Raw genomic sequence first — 15,371 nt, 5'->3', positions numbered from 1 at the left:
CCGTTGTGGCGGGTCCCCGGTGGACGGGGCCATCTTGTTCTAGGGTCTTGTGGCCCATGAGCTGGGCGGATAGGACGATGAAGAACTTGGCGGGACGTCAACGAGACTCTGCCTAGGAAATCGTCCGCAAGTTGCGCCGGGCCTATGGCCTCACTGCGGCGGGCAAGGCGGAGCAGGAGGTAGCGGCGTGACCTGTGTATCACCGTTGCGAGCGCACGGATCCAATTCATGTAAATCGGGCTGTGTGGGGGCCGTGAAGCCTCACAACAGGACATTCCCTTGATAGTGCTCCTGAATCGAACTAATGAATTGCCCGAAACGGTGGCCTTCTCGCCCGTTGCACAGAAACCAAATACCTATGTAACGATTGAGCTACGCAGTGACACGTTGCGGGGTTGTACGAACGGACGAGGAGCTCGAAGCATGGAGATACAGGATTACCTGAAAATCCTGAAGGCGCGATGGATCATCATCGCCGTCACCGTGGTCGTAGCGATCCTGGGAGCTTTGGGTGCGTCGCTGTTGACGACTCCGCTCTACGAGTCGAGCGCCAGGATGTTCGTCTCCACATCCGGCGGGACGTCGGTGAGTGAGACGTACCAGGGCAACCTGTTTTCTCAGCAGCGTGTGGCCTCCTACTCGGAGTTGGTGACCAGTGAGGCTTTGGCAGCGCGAGTTCTCGACGTACTTCCTCTCGGTCTGACGCCGTCGCAGTTGGCCGCGAAGGTGAAGGCATCGTCGACTCCCGACACCGTTCTGTTCGACATCACCGTCACCGACTCCTCGCCCGCACGCGCTCGTGACATTGCGAACGCGATGGCTTCGGAGCTGACGGCGCAGGTGCGAGAGTTGGAAACGCCCGAGTACGGGGGAACCCCGTCGGCCGGAGTGAAGACCTTCCAGCAGGCCGAGGCGTCCTCGGCTCCGGTGAGCCCGAAGACCAAGCGCAACCTCGCCCTCGGGGCGGCCGTCGGCCTATTGCTCGGAATCGCGCTCGCGGTACTGCGCGATCGTTTGGACAACACACTCAAGAACCGTCGCGAAATCGAGTTCATTTCCGGCAAGGCGCTCGTCGGCACCATTCCTTTCGACAAGGATCGCAAGACGCACCCTGCCGTCGACTTCCAGGACCTCGCGCAGTCGTCGAGCGCTGAGGCTTTCCGTGAGCTCCGCACCAACCTGCAGTTCCTAGAAGTCGATCATCCGCCACGCGTCATCGTCGTGACCAGTGCGATCCCGGCCGAGGGAAAGACGACCACTGCGGTCAACCTGGCGATCTCGCTTGCGGAGGCCGGGCACCATGTCGTTCTCGTCGAGGGCGATCTGCGTCGTCCTCGCATCTCGAAGTACATGGGCCTCATCGGTTCGGTCGGTCTGAGCACCGTGCTTGCGGGGCAGGCGAAGGTGGACGAGGTACTACAGCCCACCAAGTACGAAGGCCTGCAGGCCATGGCGTCCGGCCCGATCCCGCCGAACCCGTCCGAGCTGCTGGGCTCGGAAGCATCTCGCGCCATGCTGGTCGAACTGCGCTCCAAGTTCGACTACGTCATCGTCGACGGTGCCCCTCTGCTGCCGGTCACCGACTCGGCCGTCCTCACCACCCATGCTGATGGTGCGCTCCTGGTGACCCGATACGGACACACCAAGAGCACCGAATTGGCCAGGGCCATCGGCAATCTCGAAGCCATCGGAGCTCATGTCCTGGGTGTTGTGCTGGCATTGACGCCCTCGAAGAAGGGCGACATGTACAGCTACTCGTACAACTACACCGCAGATAACAACCTTCCTAGGCAGGTGTCACCTCCGGTACCCGCGCCGGCACCGCAAGCACCCGTTGTATCGCTGACGCCGGTGTCCCCACCCGCTCCTGCACCGGTGCATGCTCCGCCGACGCGACAGCCTTCACCTCGGTCCGCTTCCGCATCACCTGCAGCCGGCCCGCGGACAGCAGAGGCGACTCAAGACCCCGAGTCCAAGCCCCTGCCCCATCGGCCGCAGACTCTGCCCAGAAACGGTTCTGAGAATCCGCGGCTACGTAAGTAGTTGGTAGGGGGTCGGACTCACTTCAGTGGCGAGGAGTTCGGTTTCGGTCGCCCGCTGGTACCGATGACAATTCCCGCGAGGGTCATCGAGGCGAGAGTCGCCGGGGTCGAGACGTTCGGACTTTGCGCCGTGAGAGCGCCAGCGGCCAGTAGTTGAACTATCACGGTGAGCCTGCCGCGGTCGCTGGGATCGATCTTTTTTGGCCATGGGTAGCTCCTGACGTGGCATTTGTTGGTGACATCGTCGAAGCTAAACCCGTTGGAAAGCGTCAAAACTATTGGAACGCAATGCAGTTCGGTAGTTATAGTCCCTCTTGCGGGCGTATAACGCGAGAAATGTGGCCTCTTCAGCGAACGTTGTCGAGACTTTCCTTGCCGGAAAGTTCATTCGACTGAATGACGGTAAGGGGTCACTGTCGGAGGACCGTGCTCGGTCGACGACAGCTACTCCGCGATCAGCACTGCGGAACGTCGATGCGTACCGCGGGCTGATCCACCAGAGGCTGCACGGGTGCCGTCGCCTCGCCTGGAGCGGAGGGCTCCTCGAGTGCCCACGACACCGTCTGCGACTTGCCCGGCGGAATGGTGAGGTACGCAGCCTGCACTGGATGGCCCAATTCGGTACCGGCCTGGATGGAGAATCCCGTGATGCCGTTGACCTTCATAGACGTGATCTTCGCGCCCTGCGTACCGTACAGATACACGATCGACTCGTTGGTGCCGTAGGGAACGTTGGGCTGGAACGTGCTCGCCACGTAGGGCGTCAGGCCGTTCGGATCCACATTGTTGGTGAGGGTCGCCGTCACAGTCGACTTACGGGTGCCTGCGGTGCAGGATTCCGCTGAATACGTGATGTCCCGGGTGAGGTAGTAATCGAGCTTGTTGCCGCCGGCGTTGTTGACCACCACGTTGGCGTACGGGGCCGGGCTGTCCGGCAACACGTGACCCACCTTGGTGCCGTCCAGAATTGCCTGCTCGGCCGGGTCGGCGCTCCATATCGCGATGCGGCCCTCGCTGCCGGCGCGGCCCACCGCGTCGAGCAAAGATCTTGTGGGTGCCGCGCCCGTGGTCATCTTCTGCACCACTGCCGCCGCGATCTCCTGCAGGTACGCCTTGCGAGCCAACTGGTCGTCGCCGAACCTGGAATACGCTGTGCTGAGGGTGATCTCGACGACGTTGTCGGCAGTGATTTGCTCACCGTCGGCCAACGCGACCGGGCCGGTGGCACTGAGGATGTAGCTCAACGCAATCGGGTCGGTGGCGATGGCACCGTTGAGCACCTCGCCCGTCTGCTCCGTCCACATGGACGACCAGATCTGGCCGGCGTACGGAAAGTGCGGGCTCGCATTGGAGTTGCGGAAATCGGTGGTGGTGTTTCGGGGAGCCCACAGTGCGTTGTATTCGGGCCCCAGATCGATGGGCTGTTGCAAGAATTCGAGTTCGTTGTTGCTGCCGAGCGTATCGACGCGGGCCGTCCCGTTCTCGGCGCGAATGATGCCGTAGCCGCCCAGCAACCCGCCGGTGCCCCGAGCCTCCGCGTTGGTCTGGAACGCGAGGAAGTAACTGCGCGGGCCGCTGTCGCCGAGCATCGACGGCAGCAGTTCACTGGCAATGCGGGTGTTGGTGAGCAGATTTGCGAGTTCGTGCGTCTGATCGATCAGCGACGTGCGGGCGTCGTCCACCACACCGAGGAAGGCGGGCTCCTCCACCTGCTGGGCACGCTCACTGAGCTCGTCTGCTGCTATGGAGGTCTGCTGTAGCACCGGTTGTGCGTCCCGCAGGGCCGCAGTGTCCACCTTGCCGCCGCCCTCGACGAGGCTGCTCGGATTCAAACTGGCACCCGCGGCCGATGCGGGGGCAAGCACGTCGTCGGCCAATCCCTGCACCACATCGCTTATCTGCGCAACCGACTTCAAGGGACTACCGATATAAGGAACGGCTTTGAAGATCGAGAACGGAATGGACGTCGTCGCCGAGACCGCATCGTTCGCAGATTCGGAGGCGCGAGCCGCTGCGGCCTCGGCTCCCGCCGAATCGCCGTCGAGCAACGCGTCCTTGGCCTGCGTGGCCGAGTCGCGGGTGGCCGTCAGACTCGACTGTGCCGTATAGGACTCGTAACCAAGCCACACCACAAAAGCGATGACAATGACCAGAAATACGCCCACCGAGATGAGAATCGGCCGCTTTCTGCCCGATTTCCGACCGCGGGTATCGGTGGAACTGGTTGCCATCGTCGGTGGCCTCTCGGTCGAGGAAATGTATTCGAGTGCACAGCCTAAATGGGAGTAGGCGATCTGGTGCACCTGCCGTTCCATCCAGGTAGAGCATTCACACCGTGTCGACTAGTTTGTAACGGGCGATGAAACATCAACGCTGTGAGCGGCGCGCCGGCCGAATCGAAGTAGTCAGGGCGCGTGCGTTGAGGAGGTCGGGGAGTGTCGCCAGAGGCGGGTGAGCGGTTCGAGGACGGCCGCTTCCCCCTGTCGGCTGCTCAGATGAATATCTACCTCGCTCAGCAACTGGCACCGGACGTGCCGTTCACCATCGCTCAATACGTCGAGATCCGTGGTGATATCGACCCCTCCGTGTTGATTCGCGCGACGGACATCGCCTGCCGGCGGCTCGAATCGCCTGCCGTGCGGATCGGTGTGGAGGAAGGTCACCCGTACCAGTGGTCGGACCTCCGGGTGCCGTACGCCATGATCTACCGCGATTTCACCGACCGCGAGCATCCCATCGAGGATGCCCAGCGCTACATGGACGAGCAGTATCGGCAACCCGTGGATCTGGTTCGCGACCAATTGATTGCCTCGGAGATCATCCAGGTGGGCAGATTCCACTACTACTGGTACAGCCGGGCCCACCACATCGTGATGGACGGACTGGGCGCAATCTCGGTGCAGGAGCGCACCGCAGCAGTGTACACCGCGTTGATGGCGGGAACGGAAATCCCGAAGACCCGCGCCATCGGAGTGCGGGAGATCTACGACTACGAGGCCGCGTATCCCGACTCCTCCCGCTACGAGACCGATCGCCAGTACTGGCTCGGTCGACTCGACGGCCACCTCGAGGCGCCCAGGCTGGCCGGTAGCCCGCACGAACCTGCCGCCCCCAGCGGCGTGACGGTGAGTGTCGGTGCTGTTCTGGACGCAGACCTCACCGAAGCCGTTGCCGCAGTGGCACATCGGTACAACTCCTCCGACGTGCCCGTCGTGCTCGCCACGTTCGCGCTCTACCTCGCTCGCATGACCGACACCGAAGACGTCATGCTCAGTTTGCCGGTATCGGGCCGAGCGACGACCAAACTGCGGGAATCGTCGGGCATGATGTCCAACGTCGTGCCGCTGCGCATCGGTGTCGAACCAGGAGTCACAGTCGAGGAGCTCCTTCGGCGGATCCAGGTGGAACTCACCGGCGCACTTCGCCATCAGCGGTTCCGCGTCGAGGACATGCAGCGGGCGACCGGTGACGGTACCGGCAGCGCTGCTGCGGGACGCGGTGTGTTCGGTCCCACGGTCAACATCATGATGTACAACAGCACAATTCGGCTCGGCGACGTCATCGGTGAATACCGCGTGCTTTCCAGCGGGCCCATCGACGACATGATGGTCAACGTCTACCCCGGTGTCGCCGGCACCAGTACTCGCGTCGACTTCCTCGGTAACCCGGCTCTCTACACCACGGATGAGCTCGAAGCCCATCATCGACGCTTCCTGGCACTCCTCCGCGAGGTAGTCGGTGCACCCGAGGGGCTCGCGGTGTCGGAGCTGGAGGTACTCGACCTCGAGGAGAAGCGAGCACTGCTCGGCGCAACGGCGACCGCAACGCCCGCGCCGCTGCCCTCGCTGCTGACGTCAGGTGTGGTGGTGCGTGCCACCGGAGTCGATCAGTCCAGTGAAGACTTCACCAGGGTCGCGGAACATATTGCTGCGCAACTGGTCTTGATATGTGCAGGGCCGGAGAAGCGCATTGCCGTGGCAATCGAGCGCTCCTACGAATCGCTACTGGCGCTGTGGTCGGTCTCGATCTCTGGGGCATCGTTCGTCCCACTCGACCCCGCCGAGCCCGCTGAGCGGGTGGCTGCAGTACTCGCCGATGCGCACGTCGAGTTCGGCATCACCACTCGTGCTGGCGCGCAGCACCTTCCGAGCACCGTCCGATGGTTCCTCATCGAGGACTTGCTCGACGCGGACCCGGTTGCCTTCACGCCGCCGACCCTGCACGTCGACAACGAGGCCTACGTCATCCACACCTCGGGGTCGACCGGTAAACCCAAGGCCGTCAGCGTCACTCACCGCGGACTCGCTCAACTCGCGGCCAACGTCGTCGAACGGTACGCCGTCACCCCCGACTCGCGCGTGCTGCACGTTGCGTCGCCGGTCTTCGACGCGTCCATCCAGGAACTTCTCGCAGCGTTCGCTGCGGGTGCCACCCTGGTGATCGCCCCGGCCGACGTCTACGCCGGTCCTGCCCTCGCCCACGTGTTGGACCGCGAGAAGATCACGCACCTGATCACCTCGCCGACGGTGCTGGCAACCCTCGACCCGGACGACCTCGGCTCCATCGAGGTGTTCGACGTCGGGGGAGAGGAGTGCCCTCCCTCGTTGCGGGACAAGTTCGTCGCAGCCGATCGAACGATGCGCAACGCCTACGGGCCGACCGAAACGACAGTGTTGGCCACGTTGTCCGAGCCGATGCAGGCCGACGAACGAGTGACCATCGGCGCGCCGCTGCCGGGTGTCCGTGCGCTGGTGCTCGACGCGCACCTGCGGCCGACGCCCTGCGGCGGCGTCGGCGAGCTCTACTTGGGCGGCGACGGACTGTCCCGCGGATACAGCGGGCAGACGGGCGTGACATCGACACGATTCGTCGCAGACCCCGGGGTATCAGGAGCGCGGTTGTACCGCACGGGAGACATCGTCCGTCGGTCGTTCGACGGTTCCACGATGGAGTACCTGGGCCGCAACGATCAGCAGATCCAACTGCACGGGCGTCGTCTCGAACTCGGCGACGTGGAGTCCGCGGCCACAACGTGTGCGGGAGTGACCGCCGCCGCGGCCGTTGTTCGCGACAACCGACTCGTCCTCTATGTCACCGGAGTGCCGGCGGGGCTGGACAGTCATCTCCGACACCGCCTGCCCGCCTGGATGATTCCCAGCACCGTCGTAGCTCTGGACGCGCTACCCATGACTGCGGGTGGCAAAATCGACCGTCGTGCGTTGCCCGCCCCCATCGCGCGCGTGAGCACCGAATACGTTGCGCCGCACACCGATACGGAACGTATCGTGGCGAAGGCATTCGCAGACGTCCTCGAGGTCGATGGCGTGGGGCGCGAGCACTCGTTCTTCGAGCTCGGCGGTGATTCACTCAGTGCCACCCGAGTGCTCGCACGCCTCGGATCCTCGATCGCGTTGACCGTTCTGTTCGCCGACCCCACAGTCCGCGCAGTCGCGGCGGCCATCGACTCGTCCGCGGCGCGCGAGGTGTCGCTCGAGCTCCTCGATACCGTGCTGCCCGGGCGCATCCCGCTGTCGTACGCGCAGCAGCGGCTGTGGTTCCTCAACCAGTTCGATCCCGCATCGTCCGCATACAACATGCCGGTGGTAATCCGAGCCCGAGCCGGTGACGATCCCTCGTTGGTTCTGACCGCTCTCCGTGACGTCGTCGAGCGACACGAAGCTCTGCGCACGTACTACCCGGCCGATGACGACGGTCCGAGGCAGGTGGTGCGGCCCACCGATACCGTCCTCGTCGAGGTGCCCGAGCGCATTGTCTCCGAGCGGGCTCTGGATGCTGCTGTGGCATCGATCGCGGCCGAGGGATTCGATGTGACGGCCGAAGTGCCCATCCACGCAACGCTTCTGAGCGTGGAGGAATCCGGTGACACCGTCGTCGTGGTCGTTGTGCACCACATCTCGATGGACGGTTGGTCGGTCGACCCACTCGTACGCGATTTCGCCTTCGCATACGCCTCTCGTGGAGCAGGTCACGCGCCGACGTGGCCACGACTGCGCGCGCAGTACGGCCAGTACGCGGTGTGGAACCGGACGATGGTGGATTCGGTTGCCGACGAACAACTCTCGTTCTGGGCTTCGGTACTGGGTAGTGGCGACTCCGCACCGGCGGAGCTACCAGCGGACTTCCCCAGGCCGGCGGTGCAATCGATGAGCACCGGTGCAGTTCCCTTCGAGATCGGGTCGCGCCTGCACGCGGGCATTCGTGAGCTGGCCCGATCGACGAACTCGACCACCTTCATGGTCGTCCATGCCGCCGTGGCTGCCGCCCTGAGCCGCTTCGGTACCTCGAACCGGGTGGTGGTCGGGTCTCCGACTGCAGGGCGAGGTCACGAAGCGCTCGACGAGATGGTGGGCATGTTCGTCGGAACCCTGCCTCTCGCAGTCACTGTGGAGCCGTCGGAAAGCTTCGCGTCGTTGCTCGATGCAGTGCGCACCGCAGACCTCGACGCCTTTTCGCACTCCGACGTCCCGTTCGAGCGCATCGTCGACGCCCTGGCGACCGATCGATCCCTCGACCGGCATCCGTTGTTCCAGGTGATGCTGGCATTCGACAATGCGCCGCACCGATCGGTCGAGGACCTGCCCGTCTCGGTACTGGAGATACCCACCCGCACCTCGGAATTCGACATCACCCTCGTGCTCGCAGAAGCTGCTGCAGAGCATGGAGATTCGGGGGTCCTCACCGGCCAGATCGAGTATGCGTTGGACCTGTACCAGCAGGCCACCGTCGAACAGTTCGCGTCGGTGACTCTGGCCATCCTGAACGCGGCGGTGGCGAATCCCGCTGTGGTCGTCGGCGACCTCGCCCTTGCCGGGGCGCCGACGCTGCCCGCCTCGACGGTGGGCGGAACACTGCTCGACGTGTTGTGCGCTAGGACAGCAGTTTCGGGTGATGCTGTTGCTATCGACGGCCTGGAGTCGGTGACGTACGCCGAGCTCGATCGTCGGTCGAACCGGATCGCGCGACTGCTCGTCGTACACGGTGTCGGACCGGAAAGTCTTGTGGCCCTGTCCCTGGAACGCTCGGCCGAGTACATCGTCGCGCTGTGGGCCGTGGTGAAGGCGGGCGGGGCGTTCGTGCCCGTGGACCCGCGCTACCCGGCTGCGCGCCGGGAACAGATGCTGCAGCACATCGAGATCGGGTTTGGCGGCATCGAGGCGACAGTGCACTGGCTGGACGAGAGTCAGGCCCAGAACTTCAGCGACCTGCCCCTGGCCGATGCCGATCGCCTGGCAGCGCTGAAACCTGCGCACCCAGCCTACGTGATCCACACGTCGGGTTCGACGGGAACACCCAAGCCCGTCATGGTGACGCATCAGGGTGTGTACGCACTCGCGCAGCAAGTCGTTCCGCGGTACGGCGTGACGTCGAGTTCGCGCGTGCTGCATGGATACTCGGTCAACTTCGACGCCGCTGTGCTCGAGCTGGTCCTTGCCTTCGGGGCCGGCGCAACCATGGTGATCGCGCCGGCCGACCTGCTCGGAGGCGACGAGATGTCGGCCTTCCTGGTCGCGCATCGCGTCACCCACTACCTGTCCACACCCGCAGTGCTCGCCACTGTGCCGCCGACCCCCGGGATCGAGACCGTCGCCGTCGGCGGAGACGTATTGGGCACCGGTGTCGTGGACGGTTGGTCGCCAGGGCGGTCGATGCTCAACGCCTACGGTCCCAGTGAGGCGACGGTGGTGGCCACACTGGCCGAGTCGCTGCGCGCCGGTGAGCCGGTCACCATCGGCAGACCGTTGGCGCACGTGGGAGCGGTTGTGCTCGACGACCGGTTGCACTCGGTGCCACTGGGGGGCGTCGGGGAGTTGTACCTCGCAGGGTCGGGCGTGGCTCGCGGCTATCACGCGGACCCGGCGTCGACCGCCGCGAGGTTCATCGCGGCACCCGACGGGACACGGATGTACCGGACAGGCGACCTCGTCCGGCAACAACCGTCGGGCGTGCTCGACTACCGCGGTCGCCGGGACCACCAGGTTCAGATCAACGGTGTGCGTATCGAACTGGGGGAGATCGAGAGTGCACTGACGGCCCACCCCGACGTCAGCGCCGTGGTGACAGCGTTGCGTGAGAACAGAATTCACGCATGGGTCGTGGGGCTCGGCGCGCAGGACGCGGCCCAGTGGCTCCTGGACAGGCTCCCGTTGTCGATGCAGCCGGCCGTCATCACCCGGATCGACAGTGTTCCACTGACCGGCAACGGCAAAGTGGATCTCTCCGCCTTGTACTCGGACACGCTGCACGGTGGCGATCCGGTGGCGGTGCGCACCTTGGCGCAGGAGGTGATTCTCGGAATCTTCGCCGATCTGCTCGGCATCGACAATCCGGCCGTCGACGGCAACTTCTTCGTCCTCGGCGGGGACTCTCTCGTCGCGGCCCGTGCTGCGACCCGAATCGGTGCCGCGCTCGGCACCCACGTTCCGGTGCGAACCATTTTCGAATCCCCCACCGCGGAACAACTCGCGTCCGCGATCGAGTCTCTGTCCGACAAGTACACCTCGCTGCCCGCCCTGGTCCACCATCCCGACGCGCGCTCCTACTCCGGCCTTGCCCCGGCAGAGCGGCGAATCTGGCTGCAGAATCGATACGACCCGGCATCGGCCGCGTACAACATCGCGTTCGAGGTTCCGCTTCCGGCCGACCTCGATCTCGATGTTCTGCGCGCCGCGATAGCGGATGTGCTGAAACGGCATACACCGCTCCGCACGATGTACCCGTCGACCGCAGACGGTCCCGTCACCGTTGTTCTCGACCCGCAGATCGTGCTGTCGACACTGGACGATGCCCATGCAGAGCAGCATGTTTCGGCCCTGCACGGCTTCGACCTGACCCTCGAAGCACCGCTGCGACTGGGCATGGTCGATCGAGGCGGCGAGCGGGTGCTGTCCGTAGTTGCGCACCACATCGCGATCGACGGCCTCTCGCTCCGTCCACTGGCCCGAGACGTCGAGATCGCTCTCCAGGCCAGAATGTCCGGATCCGCACCGGAATTCGGCGCTCTCGCAGTCGACTATTCCGACTATCGAGTGTGGCAGCGGGATGTTCTCGACACGGTGGCGTCGGATCAGCTCGAGTTCTGGCGTCGCACCCTGGACGGCGTGCCGGAGTTTCTCGACCTGCCCACCGGAACTCCTGATCCCTCGGCCGACACCGCCGCGGAGTTCTCCGTCGACCAGGAAACCCTCACGCGGCTGCGTTCGCTCGCGCATCGGTTGGGTGCAACGGTGTTCGTCGTGGTCCACGCAGCGCTGGCCGCCGTGCTCGCCGAAGCCAGTGGCACCCAGGACATCGCCATCGGAACCCCGGTCGCGGGCCGATCCGACCCGGCGCTCGACCACCTCGTCGGCATGTTCGTCGGTACCGTCGTACTCAGGACGGAGGTCGATCCGTCGACGACGTTCGAGGACTTCGTGACCGTTGTGCGCGACGGGGATCTCGATGCATTCGCGAACTCGGACGTACCGTTCGAGTGGGTGGTGGACGCGGTACAACCCACTCGTGCCGTCGATACCCATCCGCTGTTCCAGGTGCTCCTGGCCTTCGGTGATACGGCAACTCCCACAATCGAACTGGGGTCGTCCTCGATCGCCCCGCGGCGTGTGGACATCACGGACACACAGTTCGATCTCGAGGTATTGATCGACGAGTCCGAGTCCGGACTGATCGGCCATCTCGGGTACTCGCCCGCACGGTTCTCGCGATCGGTGATTCTCGGACTCGCCGCGCGCCTGACCGAGGTGTTGACCATGGTCTCCACGCAACCGAACACTCGTCTCGGCAGCGCGGACTTCGGGCACGTGGCATCGGCCGTCACCTCTCACCGGGACAGCGCACCCGAGCGCTATACCTTGGCGGCAGTGTTTCAGCAGGCCGTGCAGAGGTGGCCCGACAACACCGCTGTGATCGACGGGTCGCGATCGTCGACCTACCGTGTGATGGACCGACAGTCGAATGCTCTGGCAGACAGGCTGATACAGGCAGGCGCTCGGCCTGGCGCTCTGGTGGCTGTTGCCTACCCTCGATCCGTCGAATACCTCGTCGCGATCTGGGCCGTGGCCAAGACCGGTGCCGGCTTCCTGTGCATCGACCCCTCTCAACCTGTGGCCCGGGTGCAGGAGATCCTCTTGTCCGCAGCCCCGGTCACGGGAATCTCGGCTGCCGATTTCCACTCGGTCGGGCGCGACTGGGTGACCGTCACCGGCGACGAGCTCGACCGTGTCGATGCTCGTGAAGCACCGCTGGACAGCGTGGCCTACGTCGTCTACACCTCCGGTTCGACCGGAGTGCCCAAGGGCGTGCAGGTGACGCACCGCGGTATTGCGAATCTGGTGCAGAGCCAACGAGAACTCTTCGGAGTGGAGCCGGGATCCCGGGTGCTCCAGTTCGCATCCCCGAGTTTCGACGCGTCCATCTTCGAGACGCTGATGGCCGTCGGTGCGGGTGCCAGCACGGTGATCGTTCCGGCCGAGGTGCACGGAGGACGCGAACTCGAAGCGCTCGTCGATCGACACCAGGTGACCCACGCCTGCCTCACGCCGACCGTCCTGCAGGTGACCGACGCGGAGACCCTGCCGTCACTTCGAGTGATCGTCATGGCGGGTGAAGCTGCCAATTCTGCTCTGCTGCAACGATGGTCACGCAATCGATCGGTGTTCAACGCCTACGGCCCCACCGAGGGGACCGTCATGAGCACCTGCACCACCGACCAGCGTGCATGGGACGCCGGTCCGGTGACCATCGGTGGACCGATTCGCGGCTACGACGCAGTGGTCCTCGACGCCCGTCTACGCCCGGTGGGAAACGACGTCGTCGGGGAGCTCTACCTGGGCGGGGCCGGTCTCGCCGAGGGATACGTGGGGCAGAGCGGAACGACGGCAAGTAGCTTCGTTGCCAATCCTTTTGGCGACGGCCGACTCTACCGAACCGGCGATCTCGTGCGCTGGGTTGTTCAGAGCAGCGATCGCGAACTCGAATATCTGGGCCGAGTGGATTCACAGGTGAAAGTTCGCGGCCATCGCGTCGAGCTGTCCGAGGTGGAAGCGGCGCTGCTGCGTCACCGAAATGTACGCCAGGCCTGCGTGATCGGTCGTGCGGACTCCCTCGCCGCCTACGTGGTGGGCGGCGTCGAACCGCGGGAGGCTCGCGATTTCCTCGCGAGGACACTCCCGGCATACATGGTGCCCGGTACCGTGACCGTCGTCGACGCACTGCCGATGACGTTGTCCGGCAAGGTCGATGTGAGTGCGCTGCCCGAGCCCTCGGTGATGTCGGCGGAACGGCGTGCCCCGGTCTCCGCGAACGAAGTGTTGGTGCACGCAGTGTTTTCCGACGTATTGCAGGTGACCGCCGAGGACATCGGTGTGGACGACAACTTCTTCGAACTCGGCGGGCACTCCCTCTCGGCGGTGCAGGTGATGGACGCACTGGGGTACCGGCTCGACCGTCGGCTTACCATCAGCCTGCTGCTGATACATCCGACGATCTCGGCCCTGGCTGCGCAACTCGACGAGGGTGAGCACGGTTCGGACAGTGCCTTCGACGTGGTGCTTCCGCTCCGAACCGAGGGCGTGGGCGCGCCGCTGTTCTGTGTGCACCCGGCCATCGGAATCGCATGGAGCTACTTCTCGCTGCTCGGGGAGACCGACCGCCCGCTGTACGGGCTGCAGGTGCCCGGCATCGCCGACGGTGAGGCGCCGCCGTCCTCGATCGACGAGTTCGCCGCGAGATACGTCCGTGAGATCCGAGGTGTGCAGGCGCACGGTCCCTATCACCTACTCGGGTGGTCGCTCGGCGGCGTCATCGCGCATGCTGTTGTGACGCAACTGCAGTCGGACGGTGAGGACGTGGCTCTGCTCGCTCTGGTCGATGCTCAGCTCTCGGCTCCGGAGGGGGCTTCGGAGTTCGGCATCGACGACCTCGCTCGTCAGCTCGGGGTCGAGGGTGACTCGTTCGAGGCCATCGTGGATGGATTGCGCGAAAACAGAAGCGAATTGGCGTTTCTCACCGTGGATCAATTGCGGCGAATGTATCGCCCCGTCGCGATGGCTCCCACCTGGGTGGCGTCGTACGCGCCGGCTGTGTTCGCGGGGCCGGTGCACTACTTCGCCGCTCGCGGCTCGCACGGTGCGGAGCAGTGGACGCACGTCATCGACGGCCGGATGTCGGTTCACCGGGTCGATGTGGAACACCAAGACATGCTGGGCGAGATCGGTGCCCGTGCACTAGGCCGAGTGATCGGCAACGATGCGGTGGGGAAAGGTGTGGCGTGATGAGCGAACAATTGGAGCCGTACGTCGATGACGTGCGAGCTCACTACGACCTGTCGGACGAGTTCTTCGCTCTGTTCCTCGATCCGAGTATGACGTACAGCTGCGCCTACTTCGAGCGTGAGGACATGACGCTGGAGGAGGCGCAGACGGCCAAGATCGACCTCGCCCTCGGCAAGTTGGATCTGAAGCCGGGTATGACGCTGCTCGACATCGGTTGCGGTTGGGGAGCTCTCGCCAAACGTGCGGTCGAGAAGTACGACGTCAACGTCATCGGTCTGACGTTGAGCCACAATCAGTACGAACACGGGCGCGCGGTCGTGGCCGACCTGTCGACCGACCGTACCGTCGACATCCGGCTGCAGGGGTGGGAAGAATTCGACGAGCCCGTCGACCGCATCGTCAGTATCGGCGCGTTCGAGCATTTTCGGCGCAACCGGTACTCGGCGTTCTTCGCGAAGTGCCGCTCGGTGTTGCAGCCGGGTGGGCGAATGTTGTTGCACACCATCGTCATCACGCCGCCCGATCCGACCTCCGGGGCGGGCGGTCTCACCCGCGAGGATGCGCACTTCTCGCGCTTCATCCTGCGCGACATCTTCCCCGGCGGACAGTTGACGCTCGTCAAGGTGGTGAAGTCCAAGGCGGCCGAGGCAGGCTTCGAGTTGCTTCGGGAGCATCCTCTGAGGTTGCACTACGCGAGGACACTCGATACCTGGGCCGAGAAACTGATCGCATCTCGCGACGAGGCCATTGCCGTGTCCTCGGAGGCGACGTACGACAAATACGTCCAGTACCTCACCGGCTCGTCGGCTCGATTCAAGAGTTCACGCATCGACGTCGTGCAATTCACGCTCGAAGCCGGAGATGCACCTGCACCGTGACACCGCTCGATTACGCGGTGTCCTATTCGGTGGTGGTTGGTCAATGGTTCTGCGCGGTGACTCGGTTGCGGATTCCTCGACGTCGGCTCGGCGAATGCCACGACCGAGCCACACGGCGGGAACAGTGCCGATCACCAGCCACACGGCGACAATGCCGAGCA

4 protein-coding genes are annotated in these 15,371 nt (G+C 64.4%); 3 read left to right on the top strand and 1 reads right to left on the bottom strand.

Going from position 1 to position 15,371, the window contains the following annotated elements:
- Positions 1-423: 423 nt before the first annotated feature.
- The gene (locus CH275_RS05195; protein ID WP_094675878.1) at positions 424-2,043 is read left to right on the top strand and encodes a polysaccharide biosynthesis tyrosine autokinase; all 1,620 of its coding nucleotides are present in this window, start codon (positions 424-426) and stop codon (positions 2,041-2,043) included.
- A gap of 454 nt (positions 2,044-2,497) precedes the next feature.
- On the opposite strand, the gene CH275_RS05190 is transcribed toward CH275_RS05195, so the two are convergent.
- Complete coding sequence (locus CH275_RS05190; protein WP_094676359.1) at positions 2,498-4,273, bottom strand: DUF4012 domain-containing protein; 1,776 nt, start codon at positions 4,271-4,273, stop codon at positions 2,498-2,500.
- A gap of 204 nt (positions 4,274-4,477) precedes the next feature.
- Here CH275_RS05190 and CH275_RS05185 point away from each other — a divergent pair, with 204 nt between their 5' ends.
- Positions 4,478-14,332, top strand: coding sequence for a non-ribosomal peptide synthetase (locus CH275_RS05185; RefSeq protein ID WP_094675876.1), 9,855 nt, complete (start codon positions 4,478-4,480; stop codon positions 14,330-14,332).
- Entirely contained in the window at positions 14,332-15,210 is an 879-nt protein-coding gene (locus tag CH275_RS05180) for a cyclopropane mycolic acid synthase family methyltransferase (protein ID WP_094675874.1), read from the top strand. The genes CH275_RS05185 and CH275_RS05180 overlap by 1 nt, the downstream gene beginning before the upstream one ends.
- Positions 15,211-15,371: the final 161 nt, after the last annotated feature.

It is taken from the genome of Rhodococcus sp. 06-235-1A (genome assembly GCF_002258785.1).
In the GTDB taxonomy this organism is placed as follows: domain Bacteria; phylum Actinomycetota; class Actinomycetes; order Mycobacteriales; family Mycobacteriaceae; genus Rhodococcoides.
Note: the sequence above shows the minus strand (reverse complement) of the source record. Positions and strands in the feature narration are given on the sequence as shown.